Annotated in this window: 25 protein-coding genes; 14 read left to right on the top strand and 11 right to left on the bottom strand. The window is 54.5% G+C overall.

Going from position 1 to position 26,470, the window contains the following annotated elements:
* Positions 1 to 141: 141 nt before the first annotated feature.
* Together ACQG0T_RS11165 and ACQG0T_RS11170 are read left to right on the top strand one after the other, a co-directional pair.
* Positions 142 to 2,307, top strand: coding sequence for a type I secretion system permease/ATPase (locus ACQG0T_RS11165; RefSeq protein ID WP_193042187.1), 2,166 nt, complete (start codon positions 142 to 144; stop codon positions 2,305 to 2,307).
* Positions 2,304 to 3,479, top strand: a complete 1,176-nt coding sequence (locus ACQG0T_RS11170) for an HlyD family type I secretion periplasmic adaptor subunit (RefSeq protein ID WP_032104109.1) — start codon at positions 2,304 to 2,306, stop codon at positions 3,477 to 3,479. Before ACQG0T_RS11165 ends, ACQG0T_RS11170 begins: the two co-directional genes overlap by 4 nt.
* A gap of 33 nt (positions 3,480 to 3,512) precedes the next feature.
* Here ACQG0T_RS11170 and ACQG0T_RS11175 read toward each other — a convergent pair whose 3' ends face one another.
* Complete coding sequence (locus ACQG0T_RS11175) at positions 3,513 to 4,397, bottom strand: hypothetical protein (RefSeq protein ID WP_023296585.1); 885 nt, start codon at positions 4,395 to 4,397, stop codon at positions 3,513 to 3,515.
* 285 nt (positions 4,398 to 4,682) lie between these two features.
* Between ACQG0T_RS11175 and ACQG0T_RS11180 the strand changes: the two genes are divergently transcribed.
* On the top strand, positions 4,683 to 6,140 hold the full coding sequence (locus ACQG0T_RS11180; protein ID WP_045911721.1) for an EAL domain-containing protein: 1,458 nt from the start codon (positions 4,683 to 4,685) through the stop codon (positions 6,138 to 6,140).
* Positions 6,141 to 6,224: 84 nt separating this feature from the next.
* Here the strand turns inward: ACQG0T_RS11180 and ACQG0T_RS11185 are convergent, their stop codons facing one another.
* The 6 genes from ACQG0T_RS11185 to ACQG0T_RS11210 form a co-directional block, all read right to left on the bottom strand.
* Complete coding sequence (locus tag ACQG0T_RS11185) at positions 6,225 to 6,503, bottom strand: biofilm development regulator YmgB/AriR family protein (protein ID WP_017384011.1); 279 nt, start codon at positions 6,501 to 6,503, stop codon at positions 6,225 to 6,227.
* 23 nt (positions 6,504 to 6,526) lie between these two features.
* Positions 6,527 to 6,826: a hypothetical protein gene (locus ACQG0T_RS11190; RefSeq protein ID WP_017693452.1), complete on the bottom strand. Its 300-nt coding sequence runs from the start codon at positions 6,824 to 6,826 to the stop codon at positions 6,527 to 6,529.
* A gap of 119 nt (positions 6,827 to 6,945) precedes the next feature.
* The gene (gene ycgZ / locus ACQG0T_RS11195) at positions 6,946 to 7,185 is read right to left on the bottom strand and encodes a regulatory protein YcgZ (RefSeq protein WP_252051027.1); all 240 of its coding nucleotides are present in this window, start codon (positions 7,183 to 7,185) and stop codon (positions 6,946 to 6,948) included.
* Positions 7,186 to 7,372: 187 nt separating this feature from the next.
* Positions 7,373 to 7,645, bottom strand: a complete 273-nt coding sequence (locus ACQG0T_RS11200) for a DUF883 family protein (RefSeq protein ID WP_003857263.1) — start codon at positions 7,643 to 7,645, stop codon at positions 7,373 to 7,375.
* A gap of 168 nt (positions 7,646 to 7,813) precedes the next feature.
* Positions 7,814 to 8,437 (bottom strand): transporter, encoded by a 624-nt coding sequence (locus ACQG0T_RS11205; protein WP_252051028.1) that lies wholly within the window; start codon positions 8,435 to 8,437, stop codon positions 7,814 to 7,816.
* A 339-nt stretch (positions 8,438 to 8,776) separates the two neighbouring features.
* Positions 8,777 to 9,088 (bottom strand): hypothetical protein, encoded by a 312-nt coding sequence (locus tag ACQG0T_RS11210; RefSeq protein ID WP_109963051.1) that lies wholly within the window; start codon positions 9,086 to 9,088, stop codon positions 8,777 to 8,779.
* Between the two features lie 606 nt (positions 9,089 to 9,694).
* Between ACQG0T_RS11210 and ACQG0T_RS11215 the strand changes: the two genes are divergently transcribed.
* From ACQG0T_RS11215 to ACQG0T_RS11225, 3 genes are all read left to right on the top strand, one after another.
* A complete protein-coding gene (locus ACQG0T_RS11215) occupies positions 9,695 to 9,970 on the top strand; it encodes a metal/formaldehyde-sensitive transcriptional repressor (protein ID WP_003857256.1) in 276 nt (91 codons plus the stop codon).
* A gap of 32 nt (positions 9,971 to 10,002) precedes the next feature.
* Positions 10,003 to 11,121, top strand: a complete 1,119-nt coding sequence (locus ACQG0T_RS11220) for an S-(hydroxymethyl)glutathione dehydrogenase/class III alcohol dehydrogenase (RefSeq protein WP_047741297.1) — start codon at positions 10,003 to 10,005, stop codon at positions 11,119 to 11,121.
* A 159-nt stretch (positions 11,122 to 11,280) separates the two neighbouring features.
* Entirely contained in the window at positions 11,281 to 12,972 is a 1,692-nt protein-coding gene (locus ACQG0T_RS11225) for a methyl-accepting chemotaxis protein (RefSeq protein WP_040117625.1), read from the top strand.
* Between the two features lie 41 nt (positions 12,973 to 13,013).
* Here ACQG0T_RS11225 and ACQG0T_RS11230 read toward each other — a convergent pair whose 3' ends face one another.
* Entirely contained in the window at positions 13,014 to 13,937 is a 924-nt protein-coding gene (locus tag ACQG0T_RS11230; RefSeq protein ID WP_015570563.1) for a LysR substrate-binding domain-containing protein, read from the bottom strand.
* Positions 13,938 to 14,164: 227 nt separating this feature from the next.
* On the opposite strand from ACQG0T_RS11230, the gene hglS reads away from it, so the two are divergent.
* Complete coding sequence (gene hglS, locus ACQG0T_RS11235; protein WP_017384005.1) at positions 14,165 to 15,508, top strand: 2-oxoadipate dioxygenase/decarboxylase HglS; 1,344 nt, start codon at positions 14,165 to 14,167, stop codon at positions 15,506 to 15,508.
* A gap of 42 nt (positions 15,509 to 15,550) precedes the next feature.
* Complete coding sequence (locus tag ACQG0T_RS11240) at positions 15,551 to 17,056, top strand: carboxylesterase/lipase family protein (protein WP_252051029.1); 1,506 nt, start codon at positions 15,551 to 15,553, stop codon at positions 17,054 to 17,056.
* On the opposite strand, the gene ACQG0T_RS11245 is transcribed toward ACQG0T_RS11240, so the two are convergent.
* The gene (locus ACQG0T_RS11245) at positions 17,043 to 17,885 is read right to left on the bottom strand and encodes a LysR family transcriptional regulator (RefSeq protein WP_017384003.1); all 843 of its coding nucleotides are present in this window, start codon (positions 17,883 to 17,885) and stop codon (positions 17,043 to 17,045) included. The two genes, ACQG0T_RS11240 and ACQG0T_RS11245, sit on opposite strands and share 14 nt — an antisense overlap.
* 113 nt (positions 17,886 to 17,998) lie before the next feature.
* On the opposite strand from ACQG0T_RS11245, the gene ACQG0T_RS11250 reads away from it, so the two are divergent.
* The 4 genes from ACQG0T_RS11250 (at position 17,999) to rimL (ending at position 22,473) form a co-directional block, all read left to right on the top strand.
* Complete coding sequence (locus tag ACQG0T_RS11250; RefSeq protein ID WP_058686397.1) at positions 17,999 to 19,168, top strand: pyridoxal phosphate-dependent aminotransferase; 1,170 nt, start codon at positions 17,999 to 18,001, stop codon at positions 19,166 to 19,168.
* Between the two features lie 10 nt (positions 19,169 to 19,178).
* Complete coding sequence (locus ACQG0T_RS11255; RefSeq protein ID WP_003857237.1) at positions 19,179 to 19,952, top strand: ABC transporter substrate-binding protein; 774 nt, start codon at positions 19,179 to 19,181, stop codon at positions 19,950 to 19,952.
* A 230-nt stretch (positions 19,953 to 20,182) separates the two neighbouring features.
* On the top strand, positions 20,183 to 21,838 hold the full coding sequence (locus ACQG0T_RS11260; RefSeq protein WP_015570558.1) for a glucan biosynthesis protein D: 1,656 nt from the start codon (positions 20,183 to 20,185) through the stop codon (positions 21,836 to 21,838).
* 95 nt (positions 21,839 to 21,933) lie between these two features.
* A complete protein-coding gene (gene rimL, locus ACQG0T_RS11265; protein ID WP_017384000.1) occupies positions 21,934 to 22,473 on the top strand; it encodes a 50S ribosomal protein L7/L12-serine acetyltransferase in 540 nt (179 codons plus the stop codon).
* Here the strand turns inward: rimL and ydcK are convergent.
* Positions 22,468 to 23,448 carry a YdcK family protein gene (gene ydcK, locus ACQG0T_RS11270; protein WP_110292239.1) on the bottom strand — a complete coding sequence of 327 codons (981 nt, stop codon included), beginning with the start codon at positions 23,446 to 23,448 and terminating at the stop codon, positions 22,468 to 22,470. The genes rimL and ydcK overlap by 6 nt on opposite strands.
* 121 nt (positions 23,449 to 23,569) lie before the next feature.
* Here ydcK and tehA point away from each other — a divergent pair, with 121 nt between their 5' ends.
* Together tehA and tehB are read left to right on the top strand one after the other, a co-directional pair.
* Positions 23,570 to 24,565 carry a dicarboxylate transporter/tellurite-resistance protein TehA gene (gene tehA / locus ACQG0T_RS11275; protein ID WP_163294333.1) on the top strand — a complete coding sequence of 332 codons (996 nt, stop codon included), beginning with the start codon at positions 23,570 to 23,572 and terminating at the stop codon, positions 24,563 to 24,565.
* A complete protein-coding gene (gene tehB / locus ACQG0T_RS11280) occupies positions 24,565 to 25,158 on the top strand; it encodes a tellurite resistance methyltransferase TehB (RefSeq protein WP_271040803.1) in 594 nt (197 codons plus the stop codon). The genes tehA and tehB overlap by 1 nt, the downstream gene beginning before the upstream one ends.
* On the opposite strand, the gene pepT is transcribed toward tehB, so the two are convergent.
* A complete protein-coding gene (gene pepT / locus ACQG0T_RS11285) occupies positions 25,155 to 26,384 on the bottom strand; it encodes a peptidase T (protein WP_163294331.1) in 1,230 nt (409 codons plus the stop codon). The two genes, tehB and pepT, sit on opposite strands and share 4 nt — an antisense overlap.
* Positions 26,385 to 26,470: the final 86 nt, after the last annotated feature.

Below are 26,470 nucleotides of genomic sequence, written 5' to 3' on the forward strand. Positions count from 1 at the left end.
GCGTTTCTTTACACGAATAGCCATAACCCTATATTTCACAAGATTATTTTGCGGGCTCGTTTAGACAGTGTTCGATTTCTAATCATCCCGGAAAGGTATCATTTCAGTGCGAAATCATCGCCCTGAACAGGACGTAGCATTATGAAGACACATCCACAGTACGAACCCTGGTTGCAGGGCATGCTCATCATCGCGAAATATTATCGGCTGGATTTTTCGGCGGAGCATGTTCGGGTCACGATTAACCATGAAAGCCAGTCTCCACGCCAGCTGGTGCTGGAGGAGATGGCGCGCCAGCTTGGGCTGGGGATGCGTTGGGTGGCGGCGGGAGCCGTAGCGCTCGATCCGTGGCGTTTACCGCTGCTGGCGGAGTTCTCCGGCGGGCAAATTGCGGTCATCAACCGTATGGACAACGAAGGGAACGTCAGCGTGCAGTTTAGCGGCGACGGGGGCCTGGAGACGACGCTGACGCGCGACGAACTCGGTTCGCGGTTAAAGGGGCTGATGGTGCTGCGTCCCCTGGAGTCCACGCCGGATGCGCGCGTGGATGATTACATCAAACCCTATGAGAAAAACTGGTTCTGGCAGCTGGCGCTGAAAGACTGGCGTCGTTACAGCGACATAATGCTGGTGGCGCTGGTCGCCAACGTGCTGGCGCTCTCCGGCATGGTCTTTTCCATGCAGGTGTATGACAGGGTGGTGCCGTCCCAGTCGGAGGCCACGCTGTGGGTGCTGTTTGGCGGTGTGATGATCGCCATCGTGTTTGAATTCATCATGCGCATGCTGCGGGTGCATATTTCGGACGTGGTAGGGAAACGCGCCGACCTGCGTATTTCCGAGCGCGTGTTTGCCCACGCCCTGAGGATTAAAAACGGCGCACGGTCGAAATCGACCGGGTCGTTTATCGCCCAGATCCGCGAGCTGGAGTCGGTGCGGGAGCTGATCACTTCCACCACCATTGCCGCTATCTCCGATCTGCCGTTCTTCCTGCTGTTCGTCTTCATTCTGTGGATGATTGGCGGCCCGCTGGTGCTGGTGGTGCTGCTGGCCGTACCGCTGCTGCTCATTCCCGGCCTGCTGGTGCAGCGCCCGCTGGGAAAACTCTCCAGCGAAGGGATGCGTGAATCGGCGATTCGTAACGCCACGCTGGTGGAAGCGGTGCAGGGGCTTGAGGACATCAAGCTAATGCGCGCCGAGCAGAGGTTCCAGAACCAGTGGAATAACACCAATGACGTTGCCGCGAGCGTCGGCATGAAGCAGCGCTGGCTGACGGGGCTGCTGCTGACATGGACTCAGGAGGTGCAGTCTATCGTCTACGCCGTGGTGCTGCTGGTGGGGTGTTATCTGGTTATCAGCGGCGACATGACCACCGGTGCGCTGGTGGGCACCTCGATTCTGGCGTCCCGGACCATTGCGCCCCTGTCGCAGATTTCCGGCGTGCTCTCCCGCTGGCAGTCGGCAAAGGTGGCCCGCAAGGGACTGGATGACCTGATGCAGCGCCCGATTGACGATCCCCAGCACGGCAAAAAAGTGCATAAAGCCCATCTGCGCGGTGATTATCGGCTGGACGACGTCGGGTTTTATTACGATGAAGAAGAGAAGCTTACCGTGCTGAATATCAGCAAACTGCGCATTCGCGCAGGGGAGCGCGTGGCGGTGCTCGGGCGGAATGGTTCGGGGAAAAGCACCTTGCTGCATCTGCTGGCGGGAATGCAGGAGCCACAGCAGGGCAGCATTTTGCTGGACGATATTGCTCTCAATCATCTTGACCCGGCCGACGTGCGCCGCGACATGCAGTTGCTCAGCCAGCAGGCGCGGCTGTTCTTCGGCTCCGTACGCGACAACATCCTGATGGGTAATCCGCTGGCGACAGACGAGGAAATCCATCAGGCGCTGGTCAACAGCGGCGCGCTGGAGTTTGTGCGCAAGCAGAAAATGGGGCTGAACACCATCATCAATGAGGGCGGAACGGGGCTTTCCGGCGGGCAACGTCAGGCGCTGCTGCTGGCGCGCGCGTTGATCACCTCGCCGAATATTCTGCTGCTGGATGAACCCACCGCCTGGCTGGATGAGGTCAGCGAGAAGCAGTTTATCCAGCATCTGCATCAGTGGCTCGGTAAGCGCCGGACGCTGGTGGTGGCGACGCATCGTCTGCCGATTCTGGACCTGGTTGACCGCATCATCGTCCTGGAAAACGGCAAAGTGGTGATGGATGGCCCTCGTGATGCCATTTTACGCCAGCACGGAATGGCACCGCAGCAGGCGCCGCAGCGCACGGTTAAACTGAAAACGGAGGGCGTGGCATGAATGATTTCTCCCGCTTTAACAGCCGGCTGAAGGAGCCCCGCCTGCCGCGTTCGTCGCTGGTGGCATGGTCGCTGTTTGCCCTGCTGGTGGTCTTTATAACCTGGGCCAGCCTGTTCCAGCTGGATGAGGTCACGACGGGTAGCGGCAAGGTGATCCCGTCCTCCCACGAGCAGGTGATCCAGTCCCTTGAAGGAGGGATTATTCACAGTCTGATGGTGCGCGAGGGCGATATCGTCGAGCGTGGTCAACAGCTTGCCCAACTGGACCGGACGAAAACCGAGTCCAGCGTGCTGGAGAGCGAGTCTCGATTAAACGCTGCGATGGCGACGGCCGCGCGTCTGAATGCTGAGGTGAACGACACCGGGCTGACATTCCCGGCAGAGCTGGATGACGACGTTGAGTTGGTCAAACAGGAAACGGCGCTTTATCAGTCACGTCGCGAAAGCCTGGAAAAAGGGCTGGCGGGTTTACGCCAGGGAGCGGATCTCGTGCAGCGTGAACTGGCATTAACGCGCCCGCTGGTGACGCAGGGGGCAGCCAGTAAGGTCGAAGTCTTACGCCTTGAACGTCAAAAAAATGAGCTGGAGAGCAAAATCACCGAAATGAAAAACCAGTACTACGTTCGCGCCCGCGAAGAACTGGCAAAAGCGAACGCGGAAATGGAAGCGCAGCGTTCGGTCATGAAAGGACGCGAAGATTCACTCACCCGCTTAACGTTTAATGCGCCGGTGCGTGGCATCGTGAAGGACATTGACGTGACGACGGTGGGCGGGGTGATCCCGCCGAACGGCAAACTGATGAGCCTGGTACCGCTTGATGACCAGATGGTGATAGAAGCGAAAATCTCGCCGCGCGATGTTGCGTTTATCCATCCCGGGCAAAAAGCGCTGGTGAAAATCACCGCCTATGATTACTCCATCTACGGCGGGCTGGAAGGGGAGGTGACGATGATTTCCCCGGATACCCTTCAGGACGAGGTTAAACGGGATGTTTATTATTATCGCGTTTATATCCGTACGGACAGTAACCATCTGACCAACAGGCAGGGCAAGGAATTTCCGGTGTTCCCGGGCATGATAGCCACGGTTGATATCAAAACCGGCAGTAAATCCGTCATTGATTATCTGCTGAAACCATTGAATAAGGCAAAAGAGGCGCTGCGCGAGCGATAAAAAAGGCGTTCAGCAAACCGAACGCCCGTCAGATCAGAGTGTAGGCGTCATGTTGACAGCATGGCGTCGTTCTTTTGGTACCACGTTGATGTAATGTGTGACATACGCAAAATATAATCCGGCATAATTTTCGACCAGCTCGATAAAGGCCGGGTAAATTGACATTCGGCCATCGCCGCGATCTTTAAGATAACCTGCCTCCTGCGCCGATTTGATAATGCGGTTGACGTGGATACGCGAGACGAAAAATTCTTTTGCCAGTGTGCTGGCTGAATACGCTATTATGGCACCGTGTGCTGTTTTGTTTTTAATGGCCTGCAAATAGAGATAGAGCATAATCATTCGGCCACCATCCTTATCAATAAATAAACCCACCTCCGGAAGCACTTTCCTGAATGTTAATCCGCGGAAAAGGTACTCTGCGGCGCGCCGGAAAAAGTTGTGCCTCAAAATGTCATTATCCAGAAGGTTAACATTAATGTTGAATGTCGGATAAAGAATGCTGACAGGCGTAAATGCCCCGGACATATAGCGTTTCAGCTCATCCAGTCCTTTTTCCGTTGGCGCGATTTTTGTTTTTCGGCGATCTTCGGTACAGCGCCAGGTCTTAATTCGCCCGGTGGTCTTAAGTATGGTGATGATCGCGATAACACTGTTAGGACTGGCGATATTATAGCGGGTACACAGTGCCTTTATCTCTGAAACTGACTCAGCCTGATTACCAAAAACAAAACAACACATTGACAGTATTATGTTGAAGCGTGATTCCTGAAGCATCGTTTTGTAGAACAAGGGTTGTTTTTTATAAATGGCATCATTGATTCTGTAGTGCTCTGTTATAGCTTCACCAAATCGCGGGTTGTTTTTAATAACATCCCTTCGATGTAGCAAAGCCCTGGATGAAATGTGATTATCCATAGCATTTTCTCTTTTTGTCTGGGCCGATAAGATGAAGTGTCCGGTCTTCTTTTTCGGAATTTTCATTATACCTTGTGAAGTGCATATTTACTGTCGTTATATGAAAAGAAAGTAATATTTATGCTGCATATGGATGAGTGGGTTGATTAACGCAAAGATGTTCCCGTGCATAACATTGATAACGGTTTATTAACCAAATGGGGTGCGGTAAAATTATTCAATGCGACAAAGAATATTGGCTTTAATCACATTTGGGAATGATGTTTGCATTCTCAGGAGCAGGTTATGTCTCAAAACTTACCTTTTATGCAAGGTACTTGCTACAAGCAACGATTCGTTATTTCAGCCTGCGGTTTCACCTTCGAGGGGTATAGCCTGCTTCTCAAGTCTCGTGGCGTAAACGTCACGCGGCTCCATTTTGAAGATGATGAAGTTTGCTCAGGTGATGTGCAAAAAATGATGCAAAATCAACAGCCTGATATTTCTGTTTTTCTTGGTCGCGACGTGACTGCCTTTCTTGAAAGCCTGAAACGGTTGGTCTCGGTTCTGAATGCACTGCCGGTTATTTGTAGCGTGACCCTGTATGGTGCAATACCAGAGAGATGGCTTTATGCCACGCTGAAAAGTCTCGTTAATAATACCAAATCGTTGTCGAGGATCAGGGTGGCGAATATTTCAGAGGTAATGAATTGTGTAGAGAGTATTTCTGATGTGCATGCCGATTCGTCACGTTTATTGCGTGAAGGACCTGAGAAGGAAGGTAAGGAAAGCCTGCATGGTTTAACAAAACGTGAGTTAACCGTATTGCTGAATTTTTATCGGGGTATTTCGATAAAAGAGCAGTCAGCGAGGTTAGGGTTGTCAGATAAAACCATTTATACCCATCGGAAAGTGGGGTTGAGTAAATTATATCTTATCAGAGTGTGGTTTAGCGATGCACGTGTCTTAAGGGATGAGGTCTGTGCAGTAAAGAACAAAGCGCAGGGGTTTTCGGAAGCAGAAATAAATATATTGCAGGCGTTACATAAGCGGGAAATCTTTGCGGCTTATCAAATTATTACCGATGGCGATAAAAAAGGAGTAGGCTTTGAAATTCTGCTGCGCTGGCATAAAAACGGTCAGGTCCTGAAACCAGGCCAATTTCTGGATGGGATAAAAAATGGCGAAATTTGGCTCAAGCTGACGGCGTTAGTCATTCACGCGGCCGTATCAGGTATCAACAGATACAATGGAAAATATTATTTTTCGGTTAATATTCCTCCTCAACTGGCTGCCGGGAACGCGCTGCCGGGAATGGCGAAAAAAGCCGTTGAAATGTTACTGAAACCTCAGTGGGCCGGGAAACTTGTCTTCGAATTAGCTGAAACCATTGATGTAACAAAGGATCCAAATATTCCTGTCACTCTCCAGCGTTTACGCGCCGAGGGATGCCGGCTGTTTCTGGATGATTGCTTTTCCAGAAATTACGCTATGTTACCCATCCGACAGATTAATGTTGATGGACTGAAGCTTGACCGTGATATAGTTGAGCACTTTGTTGCTAACGACAATGACAATAGCATTATTAAAGCGATACAGATATACAGCGACATGACGGGAAGGGAATGCGTTGCGGAAGGCGTCGATAGCGAAGAAAAATTTGAAAAACTTGTCGCATTAGGGGTTAAGCGCTTCCAGGGATATTATCTTTCCCGGGCGGTTAAAGAAGATGAGCTGGATCGAATGGTACGGCTATTTAGTTAATGGCTTCACTATACTGGTGGTACGACAGACTTAACTCTTCGACCACCAGCAAAAACAGTCACTCACCAGGGCAATAATCTGTTATCAGATATCATCGCGCGTAAAACCGACAACAATTTCAAGCGTGTTTCGAATGACATCGCAGGCTTCGGGCTCCTCGGTAATTTCGAGGGCGTGAATCAGTTGCAGGATAATCTCTTTATTTGAGAGATTGTCACCGGTCAGCATAATACAGCGTATTGCCGAGCCCAACACTTCAACCTCACCACTGAGATGCTTTCCAGCATTAAGAAAATGTTCCGCCAGTTCTTTATCGTGCAGGGCTTCAAAATTATACGTCTGCTGCATAATCGCTTTACTCATGGTGGTCACCGTTTCGGTTAAAATTAGTGTTTCTTGTCTGGGGTCAGAAGCGTGTTGTGAGTAAAGAGAGAGCGCATGCGCCCAATTTCATAATCGCCCATCACTCTTCCCCGGTCGTGCGAGACGCCGGTTACACGCTGGCGCACTTCATCTTCAGCGGCAATCAATGCATTTTTACGTTCATCATTTGATTCAACGTTAGCCATCGCCCGCAGGCGATTAGCAAGAGACACAAAGGTAATAGGTCCGTTCTCTTTCAGTATGGATAATACGGCCTCACCGATAAGGTCATCCTTAAGTCGTTCAAATTTAGTTCTATGCATAGCTTCAATCTCACTCTGCTACACGCATCAGGCTGTAGCATGGGGTTAGTCATCGCATTCAGGAGCTCTATTCTCACTCAGCATGACTAACTTAGTAAGTTAAAAAAACAGTGTTCAGGTTAACGCTCGAAGAAGAGGGCTATCAGACCGTTATAGTGCGCTTTCTCAACGTCAGACGTTGACTCTTCAATTCTGCGCAACAGCTTTGTACAGATTGTCATTCTGCTCAGTTGTACATTTTCTTTGATGATCTCACTGACGATGGCACCAAGGGTTTCCTGCTTTGTCGGGACGTTATCCTTGTTAAAATACAAGGTGATAGCGCTTTCTGCTGTAGAGGGAGCATGGTTGCGACGCATAATTTTCCACCGTTAACAAACAATTTTGTAACATCAGTGGCATTGAATTTATACTATTCGATCAAATCTGTACATTAAAATTGTACAACTTTTCACATGGATCGTGTTTTTGTCAGGAAAACTATCAACAATAGGGGGGGAAAGAGCAGGAAAGAGGGGAAAAGGAAAGGCCCCGAAGGGCCTGAAATTATTTACGTCCCAGCAGAAGTCCCAGAACGATACCTACCGCACCCGCAGCGATTAAGCCCGTTAAGGGATTGTTTCTGACGGCTTCAGTGACATCCGAGACGGCATCACTGGCCTGGGCAGCATATTTTTTCGCTGCACCTTTCACCTGGTGTTTAGGGGAATCAACGAATTCACCAAACTGCTGCTGCGCAGAGCCGGATAATTCATCAAGTTTGTTTTTGGCTTTATCGCCAGCGTACTGTGCATTTTTATCAGTGTCGAAATCAGACATTCCAGCCTCCTTTTGTTGGTAGTCTAAGAATAGACGCTGATTGCAGGAGTGAGCGAGAATTCGCTGAATTCGACGGCAGATTGCCCCTTTTTAGGACATGTCTTTCTTACATGACCACCATAACGTCCAAAAAATGTCGTTGATAAATATTTCCCTCGCCATCGTTCTCTACGTAGCGCGAAGAGACTGTTTCTGCCGTGCGTGAGTGCGAAAGGTAACGTAATAGCCAAGAGATGCGGCCAGGCACAGCATATAGCCGAAGGATTCCGAACCTTCCTCCACGGCGTTTTTCACGACACGCATATAGCCATGCTCCAGGATGTCGTGCCACAGCACCTGCATTCCAAAGAGGCGGGAGAAGACCAGTACAGCCAGCAGGCCGCTCAACAGAATGCCGTACCAGGGGGATTGGGTATATTTTGCCAGCTGTTCCAGGGTAGCGCGAAAATGCATAACGGGGCGAATTAACGCCAGCAGAGCGGTAATCAGCGCGAACCACACCCAACTCCCATGAGAAATGAGATCAAAAAGCGCGTCCAGTTCACGAATTAGCATTGTCAGGAAAAATCCGCCCACCAGAATATTACAGTAACGCATGGATTCGTCCATTTTCGCCAGACGAAAATGGAGAAAGACAATAGTCGCTAATACCGTTTCCTGCATAATTTCGGTCAGTGATAATTCCGGAATATCATGGCCGACAAACCGCATATCAACCCAAAGACACAGTACGATAAGTGCGCAAGCGGCCGCTGCGCCAACGAAGAATAAAAAGCTCTTTAGTACAATCATTAACACCACCATTTTGTTTGTAGCGAATATGTTAGGTGACGAGAATGTTATTTCTGTTCACATTGTGCCATATAAGTGCGGATTTTTAACATTTTGAGCTAAATAGGGTTGGTCACGACGAGACGAAAGCGTAAATATCGTCAGCCTCGTCTGTGCTGTTTAGGCGGGCGCTGTCATTACGGAGGGTGCCTTCAGGCAACGGGATGTTAGGGTATTGAGGGACCAGCGAGAGGTGGAAAACACAGCTGCGGAACTATCTTGTCGATGTTTTTTTAAGAACGAACTCTGATAGAGAAAGCGTTCAGTTCCACAAAAAATGCTGTTTCTCCACCCTGGCAATTATTTTTCTTCTTTGTACTCACCTTTTGATTTCAGTTTATCTCTAACCAGGTTGGCGCAACTGGTTGCATTCTGTAAACTCAGGTCGTTTACAATAGAAGATCGAGATTTTAAAACTTCGTTGTAAGCTTCTTTAACTTTCGGACTGACTGTTGCAGCAAAACTATCTGGTGGGAAGTTACCCAAAGGTTCTTTGTCACCGCTTAAGGCCTTAGCACAAGCATTATTAATTTGGTCATCAATGCTTAATTGATTAGCGATAGCTGTTAACGAAAAAGATAAAACCAAAGAGGCGAGAACAATTTTTTTCATACTTAGTCATTCCTTAATGATGAAGCGTTGTGATCCGAATTCAATATGTAAAACCCAATTGTGATAGTAATATTTATCAAAGTGTATAGAAATTCTATTAGATAAACCGGATCCGAACCAGTTTCAGCAATGTTTTCTGTCCGAACATGCTGCACCCGACTTATTTTGTTTACTACAGGCTAAATGTTATCAAAGATAAATATATCCAACATGTATTAGTCTATTCTTTTTCGTATTCTTATGACACCTACATTCTTTAGTGGGGGGTAGTGTGCTTGCACAAGTCTTTAAAAGTAGGATTTTTAAGGGAGAATGACGTTGTATGACTTCATCTGTACCACACCTGCATTACACTTAATAACAAGAACAACCAACACGTTAATTTTAAAGGAGCAGTGCATGTCTGCCATGGATTTATCCAATCTACTTTTCGCTCATGACGCACCTGATTGCCCACTTCTGGTATATCAGCGAGTCACCAATATTAACTCCAGACGCTGATTTTTCACATTACCTACGGCTCTACTTAAAACCCACACTAAACTTCATGTTTACATAAAATCGTATTAACAGATACAATACCCCCCTATAGTATCAGGAGGGCGTATGCCGCATTCACCCGAAGATAAAAAACGTATTCTGACCCGCGTCCGCCGCATTCGGGGCCAGGTTGATGCCCTTGAACGCGCCCTGGAATCGGGCGATCCCTGTCTCGCCATTTTGCAGCAAATTGCCGCCGTGCGCGGCGCTGCCAATGGTCTGATGGGGGAAATGGTCGAAATTCACCTCAAAGATGAGCTGGTGACGGGGGAGACCACCCCGGATCAGCGGGCAGTGCGGATGGCGGAAGTCGGCCATTTACTGCGCTCTTATCTAAAATAAACCCACACACCTCACAACAAGGGAAAGACATCATGAAATCTCGCGCAGCTGTCGCGTTCGGCCCAGGCCAGCCGCTGAAAATCGTTGAAATTGATGTTGCTCCGCCGAAGAAAGGCGAAGTGCTGATCAAAATTACCCACACCGGCGTTTGCCATACCGATGCGTTTACCCTGTCCGGTGACGATCCGGAAGGCATATTCCCGGCGGTGCTCGGCCACGAAGGGGGCGGTGTGGTGGTGGAAGTGGGTGAAGGCGTCACCAGCCTGAAGCCCGGCGACCATGTGATCCCGCTCTACACCGCAGAGTGCGGCGAGTGTAAGTTCTGCAAATCCGGCAAAACTAACCTCTGCCAGGCCGTGCGCGCCACGCAGGGCAAAGGACTTATGCCGGACGGCACCACCCGTTTCTCCTATAACGGCGAGCCCATTTATCACTACATGGGTACCAGCACCTTCAGCGAATACACGGTGTGCGCCGAGATCTCACTGGCGAAAGTGAATCCGCAGGCCCCGCTGGATAAAGTCTGTCTGCTCGGCTGCGGTGTCACCACCGGTATCGGCGCGGTGCATAACACGGCGAAAGTGAAAGAGGGGGACACCGTGGCGGTGTTCGGCCTGGGCGGGATCGGTCTGGCGGTTATCCAGGGCGCGGTACAGGCGAAAGCTGGGCGTATCATTGCTGTGGATACCAACCCGGAGAAATTTAAGCTCGCAGGTGAGATGGGGGCGACCGACTTTATCAACCCGAAAGACTACGACAAACCGGTTCAGGACGTGATCGTTGAGCTGACCGACGGCGGCGTGGACTTTAGCTTCGAATGTATCGGCAACGTCAACGTAATGCGCTCAGCGCTGGAGTGCTGCCACAAAGGTTGGGGCGAGAGCATCATTATCGGTGTGGCCGGCGCGGGTCAGGAGATCAAAACCCGTCCCTTCCAGCTGGTGACAGGGCGCGTATGGCGCGGGTCAGCATTTGGCGGCGTGAAAGGCCGTACTCAGCTGCCGGGCATGGTTGAAGATGCGATGGTCGGTAAAATTCAGCTTGATCCGTTCATTACGCACCGCCTGCCGCTGGAGCAGATCAACGAAGCCTTCGATCTGATGCACGAAGGAAAATCCATTCGCACCGTTATCCATTTCGGCGACAACTGATTATTCTGCCAGCGGTTTTTTCCGCTGGCATTTCTTCCCTGATCTTCTCTAAAGTGTGACCTGTCCGGCGCTTTTAGACGTAATTTAATTCCCTGGCGTGCCGATGACTCTTTTACAGGCGTGTTATTACGCATCTTACCTATAAGAGAGTCGACGGTCATGGACAACACAACATCGATGCAGGCGCAGCCTAAGCTGAGTTTCTTGCATCACATCCGGCTGGTTCCGCTGTTTTCCTCCATTCTCGGTGGCATTATTCTCCTGTTTGCATTGAGCTCAGGTCTGGCAGGCTATTTCCTGCTCCAGGCCGATAACGATCAGCAGGATGTCACGGCAGAAATCCAGGTGCGCACCGGTCTGTCAAACAGTTCCAACCATTTACGCACCGCCCGTATCAACATGATCCACGCGGGGGCGGCGAGCCGTATCGCGGAGATGGAGGCGATGAAACAAAACATCGCTGAGGCTGAGATCCGCATCAGGCAGTCGCAGGATGGATTTGCCGCCTATATGAAGCGCACCGTTCGTACCCCGGCTGATGAAGCGCTGGATGGCGATCTGAAAGCCCGCTATGACGCCTACATCGCCGGTATGCAGCCGATGCTGAAATATGCCAAAAATGGCATGTTTGAAGCCATTATTAACCACGAAAATGAGACCGCGCGTCCGCTGGACGATGCCTATAACGCGGTGCTGCTGAAGGCGATAAAAATCCGCACCGAACGCGCCAACGCGCTGACGGCACAGGCTCACACCCGCACCCGGCTGGGGCTGATGTTTATGTTCGGCGCGTTTGGCCTGGCGCTGGCGCTGGCGGTGATCACCTTTGTGGTGCTGCGCCGTACGGTGATAAACCCGCTCCAGCGAGCCGCTACGCGTATCGAAAATATCGCAAAAGGCGATTTGACCATGCCGGACGAACCGACCGGACGCAGCGAAATTGGCCGCCTGACGCGCGATCTGCAAACGATGCAGCACGCGCTGGTGACAACCGTGGGCACCGTGCGGCAAGGGGCGGAGGAGATCTACCGTGGAACCAGCGAGATCTCCGCGGGTAACACCGATCTCTCTTCCCGTACCGAGCAGCAGGCGGCGGCGATTGAACAGACGGCGGCCAGCATGGAGCAGCTCACCGCGACGGTGAAACAGAACGCCGATAACGCGCATCATGCGAGTAAACTGGCAGAAGATGCCTCCGGTAAGGCCAGCCGCGGGGGGCAGATGGTCTCCGGCGTGGTGAAAACCATGGGTAATATTTCCACCAGCTCGAAGAAGATCTCTGAAATTACCGCTGTGATTAACAGTATCGCGTTCCAGACCAATATTCTGGCGCTCAACGCGGCGGTCGAGGCGGCGCGTGCGGGTGAACAGGGACGCGGCTTTGCGGTCGTGGCGAGTGAAGTCCGCACCCTGGCAAGCCGCAGCGCGAATGCGGCGAAAGAGATTGAAAGCCTGATTAATGAATCGGTGTCGCTTATCGATCAGGGTTCCGGGGAAGTGGTTGCGGCGGGCAATACCATGAATGAGATTGTCGAGGCGGTTAAACGCGTCACCGATATTATGCTGGAGATTGCCGCGGCGTCCGATGAGCAGAGCCGCGGCATTGTTCAGGTGAGCCAGGCGATTTCCGAGATGGACAAGGTGACGCAGCAGAATGCCTCGCTGGTGGAAGAAGCTTCTGCGGCGGCGGCCTCGCTGGAAGAGCAGGGCGCACGTCTGACGGAGGCCGTTGGCGCGTTTCGTCTCAACGGGGCGCGCGCAGGACGGACTACAGCCGCTGCAACCGCAGCGAAACCCGCGCCTTTAACCCCGGCGGCGGCCGTCTCAGGTGATAACTGGGAAACGTTCTGAGTAAGACAGACCCGCCCTCGCGGCGGGTTCTGCGTTTAGGGTCAGAGAGGCATTGATTTACGAATGGCGCTTAACAGCGTTTGGGCGCCTTCAGAGAGCGGGGCATCTACCCGCGTCAGGATCCCAATCGGTTCTCCCGCGCCGGGCGATGTTACCGGCAGCGCCGTAAGCACACCGCGTCGCAGATCGTCCTTCACCGCGCCGGACGGCACAAACCACACGTAGTCGTAATCCACCGTAAGCTGGCGCGACAGCGACGCCGAAAGCGTTTCAATACACCCGGAAGGCAGCGTGCAGCCCTGCATTTGCAGCAACGCCTCCGCATTCTGACGCGGAACGGTTCCTTTTGGTGAGACTACCACCGGCCACTCCATCACGCGGCTCAGGGTCACGGTGTCCTGCAACAGGGGATGATTCGGACGCACGACCAGCTTGAGCGATTCCAGGAACAGCAGCTCGTAATTCAGGCCGCTCATCAGTTCCGGATCGGACATCCGCCCAATGCCCAGATCCAGCTCGCCTGACTTCAGGCCCGCCAGCAGCATGGTATTATTCATGGTCGCGACCTGAAGCGTGGCGTGCTTTTGCTGACGGTGGAACTGGCCGATCGCCGCAGGCAGTATACCCAGCGCCGCCGTTGGCAGCGCGCCCACGCGCACGATGTCGCTGGCCGACTCCTCTTTACGGTTGAGCGCCTGACCGGCGGTATTGAGGGCATCGAGAACTTTAACGGCATGCGTCAGGAACTGTTCACCCACGAGAGTAAGCTGAGCGCCCAGACGGCCGCGATCGAACAGGCGGGTTCCGGTAAGCTGTTCCAGTTCGTTCAGCGTTTTGGATAGTGCAGGCTGACTGAGGTTAAGGGTTTCAGCCGCTCGCCCCAGCGTTCCCTGTTGAGCGACGGCCACAAAAGTATGCAAATGGCGCAAGCGTATGCGCTGACTGAACAGACCATTTTTTTCCATAGGCGATGTTAAAAACAGAGCGACGCGGGTGACAAGTTAAGATGTTTGAATTTGATAACCTGATAGCAAAATATTTTTAACATTTGATCTATTTGAGTTACAACCGTTTTTCGAAAATGCCCACGCTTTGACCACTGGTCTGCCTGGATCACAATTCGTAAATTCTTCCCAACGAAAGGAACGGGCTTCTCTACACTCCAGGTAGTATTCACTGGAGGCATGACATCATGGCGAACACCATCACGGCTGATGATATTCGGGAACACTTTTCGCAGGCTATGTCGGCGATGTACCAGCAGGAAGTTCCGCAGTACGGCACCTTGCTGGAACTGGTGGCGGACGTTAACCTGGCGGTTCTGGAAAATAACCCACTTTTACATGAACAACTGGCAAACGCAGACGAACTGGCGCGCCTGAATGTTGAACGTCACGGTGCGATCCGCGTTGGCACCGCGCAGGAGCTTTCCACCCTGCGCCGGATCTTCGCCATTATGGGCATGTATCCGGTCAGCTATTACGATCTCTCCCAGGCGGGCGTGCCCGTCCACTCGACGGCGTTTCGTCCGACAGACGATGCAGCGCTCTGCCGTAATCCGTTTCGCATTTTTACCTCGTTGCTGCGCCTGGAGCTGATTGAAAACGTTGCGCTGCGCGAAAGGGCGGCGGAGATCCTCTCCCGGCGCAACATCTTTACGCCGCGCTGCCTGGAACTGATCGACCTGCATGATGCGCAGGGACACTTTACTGAGGCACAGGCGCGCGAATTTGTGCAGGAAGCCCTGGAAACCTTCCGCTGGCATCGCCATGCGACGGTCGATCAGGAAACCTATCTGGCGCTGAGCAACGAACATCGCCTGATTGCCGACGTGGTCTGTTTCCCGGGGTGTCATATAAACCATCTCACGCCGCGCACGCTGGATATCGACCGGGTGCAGGAGCTAATGCCGAAGTACGGCATTGAGCCGAAAATTCTGATTGAAGGCCCGCCGCGCCGCGAGGTGCCGATCCTCCTGCGCCAGACCAGCTTTAAGGCGCTGGAGGAGCCGGTGCTTTTCGCGGGAGAACACAAGGGCACCCATACCGCGCGTTTCGGTGAGATTGAGCAGCGCGGCGTGGCCCTTACGCCGAAAGGGCGCGAGCTGTACGACAGTCTGTTAAATCAGGCCGGGACCGGCAAAGACAACCTGACCCACCAGCTTCACCTGCGCGAGATCTTCAGCGCCTTCCCGGACAGCGAAATGTTCCTGCGCCGTCAGCGGCTGGCTTATTTCCGCTACCGTCTGACCCCGACAGGTGAGGCGCATCGCCACGCATTTCGTCCCGGCGACGATCCGCAGCCGCTGATCGAACGGGGCTGGGTTGTGGCACAGCCCATCACCTACGAGGATTTTCTGCCCGTCAGTGCGGCGGGGATCTTCCAGTCGAATCTTGGCAATGAAACGCAGGCGCGCAGCCACGGCAATGCCAGCCGCAATGCCTTCGAAGCCGCGCTCGGCTGTGCGGTGTACGACGAGTTTTCGCTTTACGAGGAGGCGGAAGCGCGCAGCAAACAGCGTTGCGGTTTGCTCTGAAACCGTTACTCTGCAAGGGTGTGATGGAAAAAGAAGGTTGGTATGGAAAATCCCTCCGCCCCTGTGGTTGAAACGCGCCAGGGCGCACTGATTGGTTTTACTGAAGGCGATACTCACGTGTGGTGCGGCATTCCCTATGCGGCACCCCCTGTTGGCCCGTGGCGCTGGCGCTCCCCGCGTCCCCCCGCGCGCTGGGACGGCGTACGTCCGGCGACGGCGTTCTCCGCCTCCAGCTGGCAGAGCAGCGAAAGCTGTCAGGAGCTGGGCGGCGGCGATCCCGGCCAGTTCTCTGAAGACTGCCTGTACCTTAACGTCTGGTCGCCAGTCGCACGCGCCGATCCGCTTCCGGTGATGGTCTGGCTTCACGGCGGAGGATTTACCCTCGGCGCTGGCGGGCTGCCTCCGTATAACGGCAGGGCGCTGGCGAAGCGCGGCACGGTGGTGGTGACGATCAATTACCGTCTCGGACACCTCGGCTTTTTTGCCCATCCGGCGCTGGAGGGGGAAGAAGAGCGCGTGGTGCATAACTTTGCGCTGCTCGATCAGATCCAGGCCCTGGAATGGGTGCGCGATAACATCGCCGCGTTCGGCGGCGATCCTGAGAACATCACCGTATTTGGCGAGTCGGCCGGCGCGCGCAGCGTGCTGTCGCTGATGGCCTCTCCGCTTGCGCGAGGACTGTTCCATAAAGCCATTGTGCAAAGCGGGTACACGCTGCCCGACACCCCACGCGGGCAGGCCATGCATAAAGGCGAAGCGATTGCCGCCCATTTCGGCCTGCACAATGCCACCGCGGAACAGCTTCGCGCGATCCCGCCTGAGGCGTTCTGGCCGCTGACCTCGCCGCTGAATATCGCCCCTGCGCCCATCGTGGGGGATTGCGTTTTGCCTGAGGCCATGCTCGACGTCTTTTTCGCGGCCCGCCAGCATCCTGTACCGGTGATGATTGGGTCAAACAGCGACGAAGCCAGCGTGATGTCGGTGTTCGGGGTCGATCTGGCCGGGCAGATCCAGAAGCTTCGCCGCGAGCGGCGCTTTGGCCTGGGGCTGATTAAGCTGCTTTATCCTGGCGTGAAGGGCGATGAGGAACTTGGCAGGCAGGTATGCCGCGACATGGCCTTCACCACTATGGGATACGTGGTGATGCAGGCGCAGCAGCGGGCGGGCGGCCTGTGCTGGCGATACTGGTTTGATTATGTGGCCGAAGCGGAGCACGCGACGTACATCAACGGCGCCTGGCACGGCAACGAAGTGCCCTACGTGTTCGATACCCTTGGACAGGTTGAACCCTCGCGGCAGTATGTAAATGAACGCGATCTGGCCTTCGCCGCTCAGGTGGCGGACTACTGGGTGAGCTTCGCCCGGGATGCGGGGGCACGCGATAGCCTGACAGGGCCCACGCGCTGGCCCGCCTGCCGGAAAGGGCGAGACGTGCTGTTACGTATCGGTGTGAATAAACATGCAGGTTTTCGGCTTGAAAACCGCTTCATGCGTGCCCGTATGAGCCTCTTCAAACGGGTGATGAAACACCACGTCAGCCTCGACTGAGCAGACAGGCGCGAAACGCATCCAGTCCGTTTTCCGGGCCGGGTGCGTCGCGTAATACCAGCCGGTAGCTCGCCCCCGTCTTTATGCTTGTGTCAAAAGGCCGCATCAGCCGTCCGGCGCGCACGTCCTCCTCCACCAGCGTTTCATCCGCGATGGCGATGCCCAGCCCCTGAATGGCGGCGGTAATGGCCAGATCCATGGTTTCGAAGTGTTGATTTTTGAGCATAGCTGGCGGCGGACCCGGCTGTTTCGCCAGCCACAGCGTCCAGTCCGTTTTGTCCCGCGTGGGGTGAAGGAAGGTGAGAGTTTCCAGCGCAGAACCGGCCCGTAGCGGGCTCATCACCGGGGTTAAGGCCTCTTCGAACAGCAGATCGCCGGCGCTCATGTGCGTCCCAAACACAATCGCCGCGTCACAGGATTCGGTTTTGAAATTGACGTTATGATCGGTGGTGGTGGTCAGCGCAATCTGGAGTTCCGGCTGTTCGCGCTCCACCTGTAGCAGACGCGGCACCAGCCAGCGCATCGCGCAGGTAGGCGCTTTCAGACGAATAACGGTCTGGTGCGTTCGCGCCTGTTCAGCAACGTTCAGCAGGTGCTCAAACGCAGATTGCAGCTCCGGCAGCAGGGCGCTTCCCTGAGATGAGAGACGCAGGCCGCGCGCATGGCGCTCGAACAGCGGGAAGCCGAACCAGCTTTCCAGCGAAGCGATTTTGCGGCTTACCGCCCCCTGCGTCAGACAAAGCTCCCTGGCGGCATGGGTAAGATTCAGGTGACGCGCGGTCACGATGAACGTCTCTACGGCATTGAGCGGAAATGATCGACGCGACATATCTCACCTTAGCTATGCGTTTTTGTCATGGCTATTATGACAACAATTCGATTGTCCCGGCAATGAAGTTGTTGTTTGAATAGTTATGCATTCACCACGAGAAGGGACAGAGGATGACTTTGAAAACGCCGGTGCAGACACGATCCAAATTGCCCGATGTGGGAACCACCATTTTTACCGTTATCGGCCAGCTTTCAGCCCGGCATAACGCCATCAACCTTTCTCAGGGTGCGCCGAATTTTTCCTGCGACCCAAAACTTATCACCGGCGTGACCCGCGCCATGGAGGCAGGGCATAACCAGTACGCCTCCATGACCGGGCTGCAACCGCTCAGGGAGCGCATTGCGGACAAAATTGCCACGCTCTATGGCACGCGCTATGACCCGGCGAGTGAGGTACTGGTGACCGCCAGCGCCAGCGAAGGGCTTTACTCAGCCATCAGCGGGCTGGTTCATCCTGGGGATGAGGTGATCTATTTCGAGCCTTCCTTTGACAGCTATGCGCCGATTGTGCGTCTGCAAGGGGCGATGCCGATCGCCATTAAGCTGACGGTACCGGATTTTGCCGTGAACTGGGATGAAGTACGGGCGGCTATTACCCCGCGCACGCGGATGATCATCGTCAATACGCCGCACAACCCGAGCGGGCAGGTGTTTTCAGCCGCCGATCTGCACCAGCTGGCAGCGCTGACGCGCCACACCGACATCATCATTTTGTCTGACGAAGTGTACGAGCACGTCGTTTTTGATGGCGAACCGCACCACGGAATGGCGACGCACCCGCAGCTGGCGGAGCGCAGCGTGATTATTTCTTCTTTCGGAAAAACCTATCACGTCACCGGCTGGCGCGTGGGTTATTGTGTGGCGCCCGCGGAGCTGATGGATGAGATATGTAAAGTCCATCAATTTTTAATGTTCTCGGCCGATACGCCGATGCAGTACGCGTTTGCCGAACACATGACCGATCCGCAAACCTGGCTGTCGCTGGCGGCGTTTTATCAGCGCAAGCGCGATCTGCTGCAAAGTTTGCTCGCCGACTCACCGTTCAGGCTGCTACCGAGTGCCGGTTCGTTCTTCCTGCTGGCGGATTACAGCGGCTTTAGCGACGAGCGCGACAGCGAGATGGTGAAAAGGCTGATTGTCGAGTACGGGGTTGCCACCATTCCGCTGTCGGCGTTTTATGCCGATGGCACGGACAATAAGTTAATCCGTCTCTCTTTTGCGAAAGATGAGGCGACGTTACGGGCAGGTGCCCAGGCCCTTTGTCGGGTTACACCACGTTAAGGAATTTGAGATGAAATTACGCGCGTTAGTTGTCGGCATGGGACTGTTGTGTTCATTCTCGTCGTTTGCCGCTACCGAGTTGCGATACGGGCTGGAAGCGGAATATCCGCCGTTTGAAAGCCGCAATGCGTCAGGGGAGCTGGAAGGGTTTGACGTAGAGCTGGGAAATGCCATCTGTAAAGCCGCCGCGCTGAAGTGCAGCTGGGTTGAAACCTCGTTTGATGCGTTGATCCCCGGTCTGGTGGCGAAAAAGTTCGACGCCATAAACTCGGCGATGAACATCACCGAACAGCGTCGCAAAAGCATTGATTTCACCCAGCCCATCTATCGCATTCCCTCCCAGCTGGTGGGCAAAGCCGGTTCTGCGGTAGAGGCTACCCCCGAAGGGCTGAAGGGCAAAACCATCGGCGTTCTTCAGGGTTCAATTCAGGAAACTTACGCCAAAGAGCACTGGGAAAAGCACGGTGTCACCGTGGTGTCTTATAAAGATCAGAATATGGCCTGGGGAGATCTGCTGAATGGCCGCATCGATGCCTCGCTGGTCATGTCAGCGGCCGGGCAGGCAGGTTTCCTCAGTAAGCCGCAGGGTAAAGGGTTTGGCTTTATCGGCAAACCGGTGTCGGACGACACCATCCTCGGCAGTGGGATCGGCTTTGGGCTGCGTAAGGGGGATGAGGCCACCAAAAAGCAGCTTGATGCCGCAATTGATAAAGTACGTGCCGATGGCACGATCGCTAAACTGGCTGATAAGTACTTCCCGGGTATCGATGTCAGCGTAAAATAACCGCCTCGTTGGTCCCGGCTGTTGATGTCCAGCCGGGACTCTTTTATACATAACTTTACCCCTTTTTCAGGCCGTTCTGGTCGACAGAAAATATTTCTCGGTTTGTTCAGATAATCACCCGCCAACAATTGGATTCTTAACCGTTTTTGTTTAGGCTGTGCGTTCTTTCTTGCCGTCATTTCGCTGCGCGCGAAACTCATTCACACGACCATAAGGACGTTTTCTCAGGCATGAATCGCAGACGTTTTCTCAAAGGTTCCCTGGCAATGGCTGCCCTGAGCGGCACTTCTGGCCTTGCTTCTCTGTTTTCCCAGGCGGCGTATGCTGCTGACTCCGACATTGCCGACGGTCAGAGCCGTCGCTTTGACTTCTCTGTTCTGCAATCCATGGCGCACGATCTGGCTAAAACCCCGTGGGGCGGTGCGCCGCGTCCGCTGCCGGAAACGCTGGCCACCATGACGCCGCAGGCGTACAACGCCATCCGTTACGATGAGAAGCAGTCGCTGTGGAATAACATTGAAGGCCGTCAGCTGGACGCCCAGTTCTTCCATATGGGGATGGGGTTCCGCCGCCGCGTGCGCATGTTCTCGCTGGATCAAACCACCTCTCAGGCGCGTGAGATCCACTTCCGGCCTGAGCTGTTCAGCTACGGCGATACGGGCGTGGATACCCGCCAGCTTGAAGGGCAGAGCGACCTCGGCTTCGCCGGATTCCGCGTCTTTAAAGCGCCGGAGCTGGCGCGACGCGATATCGTTTCGTTCCTGGGCGCGAGCTACTTCCGCGCGGTGGATGATACCTACCAGTACGGCCTCTCTGCGCGTGGTCTGGCGGTGGATACCTTTACCGACACCCCGGAAGAGTTCCCGGATTTCACCTCCTTCTGGTTTGAAACCGTGAAGCCGGGTGATACCACCTTTACCGTCTATGCGCTGCTGGACAGCCCGAGCATTACCGGTGCCTATAAGTTTGTGATCCACTGTGAGAAGAGCCAGGTGATCATGGACGTCGAAAACCATCTCTATGCGCGCAAAGACATCAAGCAGCTCGGCATCTCGCCAATGACCAGCATGTTTAGCTGCGGCAACAACGAACGCCGCATGTGCGACACCATTCATCCGCAGATCCACGATTCAGACCGCCTGGCGATGTGGCGCGGTAACGGGGAGTGGATCTGCCGGCCGCTGAACAACCCGCAAAAGCTGCAATTTAACGCCTACCTGGATAAAAACCCGAAGGGCTTTGGTTTGTTGCAGCTTGACCGTGACTTCTCTCATTACCAGGACGTCATGGGCTGGTATAACAAGCGACCAAGCCTGTGGGTCGAGCCGCGCAACAACTGGGGGAAAGGTTCCATTGCCCTGATGGAGATCCCGACAACCGGCGAGACGCTCGATAACGTGGTCTGCTTCTGGCAGCCAGAGAAACCGGTGCAGGCGGGTGATGAGCTGGACTTCAAATACCGTCTCTACTGGAGCGCGCAGCCGCCGGTGCGTTCCCCGCTGGCAAACGTCTACGCCACCCGTACCGGTATGGGAGGCTTCCCGGAGGGCTGGGCGCCGGGTGAAAATTACCCGAAAGTGTGGGCCCGTCGCTTTGCCATTGATTTCGTCGGGGGCGATCTGAAGGCCGCCGCACCGAAGGGCATTGAGCCGGTGATCACCCTGTCCAGCGGTGAAGCGAAGCAGGTGGAGATACTCTATGTCGAACCGTTCGACGGGTATCGCATTCTGTTTGACTGGTATCCAACCTCTGACTCCACCGAGCCGGTGGATATGCGCCTGTTCCTGCGCTGTCAGGGCGATGCCATCAGCGAGACCTGGCTTTACCAGTACTTCCCGCCCGCGCCGGACAAACGTAACTACGTTGACGACCGGATCATGCGCTAGTCCTTATGGGTTTGTGCCGGGTGGCGACCCGGCCTGCTCCGGACGCATTTGTAGGCCGGGTAAGCGTTAGCGCCACCCGGCAATTAAGAGGCACCATGTCTTCAGAAATCATCCCCGTTAACCAGGAAATCGAGCTTCGCGCCGTCGAAGAGCGCTATACCACCGATCTGCATAACCTCGTAATCAAAAACAAAACCTGGCTGCAAACCGCCTTTGACTGGGCGCAGCATGTCGGCAGCGAAGAGGACACGCGCCGCAACGTGCAGAGCAACCAGATGTTGCACCAGCGCGGTTACGCCAAAATGTTCCTGATTTTTATGAATGACGAGCTGATAGGCGTGCTCTCCTTCAACGCGATCGAGCCTGCGAATAAGGCCGGGTATATCGGCTACTGGCTTGACGAAGCACATCAGGGGCAGGGTATTCTTTCTCAGGCGCTCCAGGCGTTTATGCGCTATTACGTTGAGCGCGGCGAGATCCGCCGTTTTGTGATCAAGTGTCGCGTGGATAACCAGAGCAGTAACCGGGTGGCGCAGCGCAACGGTTTCACGCTGGAAGGTTGTTTGCGGGAAGCGGAAATGCTCAACGGTCGCTACGATGACGTGAACCTGTACGCCAGAATCTTCCCGCTATAGCGCCCCCAGCAGCGGCGTCCGGGTGATCCGCGTGTCGCCGTTGATCACTTTGGCTCCCCGGACGTGAATGCTTTCACCCTCCAGCGCCTCGATAACCGCATCGTCCGTTATTTCCACCTGATGCTCAATCAGGACATCGCCGCTGATACGCGCCCGCCCCTGAATGACCACTTTGTCATCAATCAGGATCGGCCCGCCGCGTAACCACGCCTCGCCGCCTATTAATACGTGGTGTTTAATGACGCAGTTGCCTTCGACGAGGGCGTTTTCCGCGACCTGTGAACTGTACCGCACGGTCGGGATGGCATCATCCTCCAGACCGGCCAGCAGACGGGCGTTGCCGTACACTTTGGCGCAGTCGCACACCCAGACGTTATTCAGCGCGTTGCCCTCAATAATGGCGCGATCGAACACCTCGGCGCGGTGCTCAACAAAGGCCCAGGTCACCATGGCATCGCCGTAGATTTGCGCCTGATGCACAATACGCGACTGGCTGACCGTGGCTCTGTCATAGATTTGCAGGATCTGCTCACGGTCGGGTGTCAGCCCTTTGGCTGCAATCACCAGGCTGTTATGCAGCACCCGCGCATCACCCGCGATACGGCATTCCCCGCGTACGGTGGAGTGCTGAATGGTGACGTTGTCACTTATTACCGCCCCGTGACTCACCTCTGCCGCGTCAAGCCAGCCGTTGCCGCCAACGTGTGCGCGGTGGCTTACGATGCAGGGTTGGGTGAGGCGGGCGTTACCGGATATCCTGGCCCCGGCAAACACCACGCTGTTTTCATCGTAAACCCAGCAATCCCCATCCTGGGCGAGCGCGTGTTCATCCTCAACCCAACCGCCTTTAGTCCCGCGGGTCACATCGTTAAAATCCTTCACGGCAATAATTTGTCTGAGAGGCGTTGTGCACGGCGTTGATCCGTCCTGCCAGCGCCAGAGACGCGTTTCATTGCTAAGCCGATATTTTGTCATCGTGTTATCCCTGAAAAGCCTTTCAATAAACGTAGCAAAGTTTTGGTTTTTCGAAGTGCTGGCGTCCGCTCAGGAAACCCCTTAAAATGGCATTTAAAATACATTTTAAACTTTAAAAAAAATGCATAACCAAAACCAACGCGTTCTTAACTTGCCCGCCGGGTATTTCGGTATGGTCCTGGGAACCATAGGCATGGGGTTCGCCTGGCGTTATGCCAGCACCATCTGGCCAGTGACGCGCTGGCCGGGCGAGATCCTGGTGGCGCTGGCGGTGGCGATCTGGTTGCTTCTGAGCATGGCGTTTCTTACCCGTGCGGTACGGTTTCCACATAGCGTGCTGGCCGAGATGCGGCATCCGGTAATGAGCAGTTTTGTCAGCCTGTTTCCTGCCACAACGCTGCTGGTGGCCATCGGCTTTGTGCCGTGGTATCGCCCGCTGGCGCTGGGGTTGTTTAGCGTGGGCGTGGTGATCCAGCTTGCGTATGCCGCCTGGCAAAGCGCCGGGCTGTGGCGCGGCAAGCATCCGGAAGAAGCCACGACGCCGGGACTGTATCTGCCGACGGTAGCGAACAATTTTATCAGCGCGATGGCCTGCGGTGCGCTAGGCTTCCACGACGCGGGGCTGGTGTTCCTTGGTGCCGGGGTCTTTTCCTGGCTGAGCCTGGAGCCGGTCATTTTGCAACGCCTGCGCAGCGCGGGCGAACTGCCCGCTGCCCTTCGTACCTCGCTCGGGATCCAGCTTGCGCCTGCCCTGGTGGCCTGTAGCGCCTGGTTTAGCGTCAACGGCGGCGAAGCGGACACCTTCGCCAAAATGCTTTTCGGCTATGGCCTGTTGCAACTCCTGTTTATGCTGCGTCTGATGCCGTGGTATCTGTCGCAGCCGTTCAACGCGTCGTTCTGGAGCTTCTCGTTCGGGGTGTCGGCGCTGGCGACCACCGGTTTACATCTGGGGCAGAGCAGTCCGTCAGGGCTCTTTCATGCCCTCGCGGTTCCCCTGTTTATTTTCACCAACGTCATCATCGCGATGCTGCTGGTCCGTACTTTTATCTTGCTGATGCAGGGCAAACTTCTGGTGCGCGCTGATAAGGCACTGCTTATGCAATCTGAGGAAAAATAATGACTGTCGATGAAAACTACTTTACTGAGAAATATGGGCTGACCCGCACGCACTCAGAGGTGCTGCTCAGCGCGGACATTGTTAAGCCCGGTAAAACGCTCGATCTGGGTTGCGGAAATGGCCGCAACAGCCTCTACCTCGCTGCCAACGGCTATGACGTGACGGCGTGGGATAAAAACCCGATGAGCATCGATAACATTGAGCGCATTAAGGCGGCGGAAGGGATCGCGAATCTGGAAACGGCGATTAAGGATCTGAACAACCTGACCTTTGACGGCGAATACGACTTTATTCTTTCCACCGTCGTGTTGATGTTCCTCGAAGCGAATACCATCCCTGGTCTTAACGCCAATATGCAGCGTTGCACCAGACCAGGCGGCTATAACCTGATCGTTGCTGCCATGGATACGGAGGATTATCCGTGCACAGTCGGCTTCCCGTTTGCCTTCAAAACCGGTGAACTGAGCAACTACTACGAAGGCTGGGAGCTGATCAAGTACAACGAAGAGGTAGGGGAACTCCACCGTACCGATGCCAACGGGAACCGTATCAAGCTGCGCTTCGCTACCATGCTCGCACGCAAGCCCGCTTAACGCGCGGCCAGCAGACAGAGTTGCAGGGCCGTGCGACAGGAGGCCTCGAACGACGACAGCGGTAAAAACTCAAACTTCGAGTGGAAGTTATGGGCGCCGGTGAAGAAGTTCGGGGTGAGCAGGCCTTTGGCTGACAGGGCCGCTCCATCCGTGCCACCGCGCATGGGGATCGGTTTTGGGGTGATGCCGAGCGATTCCATCGCCTCGAACATCAGGTCGATCGCGCGGCGGTCTTCGCCAATCGCATTGCTGATATTGCTGTAGGTATCCTCAATGCGGTATTCCACGTTTGCCGTGGGATGCTGCGCGGCTATTTGCGCCGCCACATCGGCAATGTGCTGCTTGCGGGCGGCGAAACCATCTTTGTCAAAATCACGAATATTGGCTTTCAGTATCGCTTCGTTCTGCCCGGCCTGGATGCCGTTAAACCAGATATAACCTTCGCGCCCCTCGGTGCATTCCGGGGTTTGCCGGCGATCGAAATGGCTGATGAAATCCGTTGCCATCAGCAGCGGATTGACCAGCACCCCTTTGGCGGACATCGGGTGAGCCGTGACGCCGGTAAAGCGAATTTCAGCCGCCGCCGCGTTAAAGTTCTCGTAAACAATCTCCCCCAGCTCGCAGCAGTCGATGGTCCAGGCAAAATCGACGTCGAAGCGCTTCAAATCCAGCGCTTTCGCGCCACACAGGCCAATCTCTTCATCGGGTACAAACGCCACCACAATATCGCCATGCCTATGTTCAGCGGTGAGGTTTTCCAGCACCGTCATGACCACGGTGACGGCCGCTTTATTATCTGCGCCTAATACGCTGGTTCCGTCGCTGAAAATAATCTCCTCATCAGGATAAGCCAGAATTTCCGGGTGCTCATTTACGCGCAGCCAAATATCTTTCTCTTTATTCAGGCAGAGATCATCCCCCGTAAACGTTAATATTTGTGGATGAATATCCGGGGATAAACCGACGTCGACGGTGTCGATATGGGTAATAAAACCAATCCGCGGCGCGCCGGGAACATTGCCTTTTTTCACGGCGGTAACGGTGGCGAACTCATCTATCACAATATCATCTAACCCCAGCGTTTTCAGCTCCTTCGCCAGCTCCCGCGCCATGTCGTGCTGGCCCGGGGTGGAGGGCAGGGTTTTGACTTTCGGGTCGCTCTGGCTGGTGATGGCGAGATAGCGGAAAAAGCGTTGGGTTAATTGTCTGGAGAGTTCTGAGCCCATAGTGTTTCCTTCTGTATTTATTTTTCATGTGTTTGCGCCATCACTTTAATGTTATTTATGAAATGGCAAAAGAAGTAATTAGCCGT

This window comes from Enterobacter cloacae complex sp. 302F9, from assembly GCF_050030335.1.
GTDB lineage: Bacteria > Pseudomonadota > Gammaproteobacteria > Enterobacterales > Enterobacteriaceae > Enterobacter > Enterobacter hormaechei_C.

What these genes read in the sequence shown, in the direction of transcription:
- ACQG0T_RS11165 (WP_193042187.1), top strand. Translation starts at nt 142, where the DNA reads ATGAAGACACATCCACAGTACGAACCCTGGTTGCAGGGCATGCTCATC.
- ACQG0T_RS11170 (WP_032104109.1), top strand. Translation starts at nt 2,304, where the DNA reads ATGAATGATTTCTCCCGCTTTAACAGCCGGCTGAAGGAGCCCCGCCTG.
- ACQG0T_RS11175 (WP_023296585.1), bottom strand. Translation starts at nt 4,397, where the DNA reads ATGGATAATCACATTTCATCCAGGGCTTTGCTACATCGAAGGGATGTT.
- ACQG0T_RS11180 (WP_045911721.1), top strand. Translation starts at nt 4,683, where the DNA reads ATGTCTCAAAACTTACCTTTTATGCAAGGTACTTGCTACAAGCAACGA.
- ACQG0T_RS11185 (WP_017384011.1), bottom strand. Translation starts at nt 6,503, where the DNA reads ATGAGTAAAGCGATTATGCAGCAGACGTATAATTTTGAAGCCCTGCAC.
- ACQG0T_RS11190 (WP_017693452.1), bottom strand. Translation starts at nt 6,826, where the DNA reads ATGCATAGAACTAAATTTGAACGACTTAAGGATGACCTTATCGGTGAG.
- ycgZ (WP_252051027.1), bottom strand. Translation starts at nt 7,185, where the DNA reads ATGCGTCGCAACCATGCTCCCTCTACAGCAGAAAGCGCTATCACCTTG.
- ACQG0T_RS11200 (WP_003857263.1), bottom strand. Translation starts at nt 7,645, where the DNA reads ATGTCTGATTTCGACACTGATAAAAATGCACAGTACGCTGGCGATAAA.
- ACQG0T_RS11205 (WP_252051028.1), bottom strand. Translation starts at nt 8,437, where the DNA reads ATGATTGTACTAAAGAGCTTTTTATTCTTCGTTGGCGCAGCGGCCGCT.
- ACQG0T_RS11210 (WP_109963051.1), bottom strand. Translation starts at nt 9,088, where the DNA reads ATGAAAAAAATTGTTCTCGCCTCTTTGGTTTTATCTTTTTCGTTAACA.
- ACQG0T_RS11215 (WP_003857256.1), top strand. Translation starts at nt 9,695, where the DNA reads ATGCCGCATTCACCCGAAGATAAAAAACGTATTCTGACCCGCGTCCGC.
- ACQG0T_RS11220 (WP_047741297.1), top strand. Translation starts at nt 10,003, where the DNA reads ATGAAATCTCGCGCAGCTGTCGCGTTCGGCCCAGGCCAGCCGCTGAAA.
- ACQG0T_RS11225 (WP_040117625.1), top strand. Translation starts at nt 11,281, where the DNA reads ATGGACAACACAACATCGATGCAGGCGCAGCCTAAGCTGAGTTTCTTG.
- ACQG0T_RS11230 (WP_015570563.1), bottom strand. Translation starts at nt 13,937, where the DNA reads ATGGAAAAAAATGGTCTGTTCAGTCAGCGCATACGCTTGCGCCATTTG.
- hglS (WP_017384005.1), top strand. Translation starts at nt 14,165, where the DNA reads ATGGCGAACACCATCACGGCTGATGATATTCGGGAACACTTTTCGCAG.
- ACQG0T_RS11240 (WP_252051029.1), top strand. Translation starts at nt 15,551, where the DNA reads ATGGAAAATCCCTCCGCCCCTGTGGTTGAAACGCGCCAGGGCGCACTG.
- ACQG0T_RS11245 (WP_017384003.1), bottom strand. Translation starts at nt 17,885, where the DNA reads ATGTCGCGTCGATCATTTCCGCTCAATGCCGTAGAGACGTTCATCGTG.
- ACQG0T_RS11250 (WP_058686397.1), top strand. Translation starts at nt 17,999, where the DNA reads ATGACTTTGAAAACGCCGGTGCAGACACGATCCAAATTGCCCGATGTG.
- ACQG0T_RS11255 (WP_003857237.1), top strand. Translation starts at nt 19,179, where the DNA reads ATGAAATTACGCGCGTTAGTTGTCGGCATGGGACTGTTGTGTTCATTC.
- ACQG0T_RS11260 (WP_015570558.1), top strand. Translation starts at nt 20,183, where the DNA reads ATGAATCGCAGACGTTTTCTCAAAGGTTCCCTGGCAATGGCTGCCCTG.
- rimL (WP_017384000.1), top strand. Translation starts at nt 21,934, where the DNA reads ATGTCTTCAGAAATCATCCCCGTTAACCAGGAAATCGAGCTTCGCGCC.
- ydcK (WP_110292239.1), bottom strand. Translation starts at nt 23,448, where the DNA reads ATGACAAAATATCGGCTTAGCAATGAAACGCGTCTCTGGCGCTGGCAG.
- tehA (WP_163294333.1), top strand. Translation starts at nt 23,570, where the DNA reads ATGCATAACCAAAACCAACGCGTTCTTAACTTGCCCGCCGGGTATTTC.
- tehB (WP_271040803.1), top strand. Translation starts at nt 24,565, where the DNA reads ATGACTGTCGATGAAAACTACTTTACTGAGAAATATGGGCTGACCCGC.
- pepT (WP_163294331.1), bottom strand. Translation starts at nt 26,384, where the DNA reads ATGGGCTCAGAACTCTCCAGACAATTAACCCAACGCTTTTTCCGCTAT.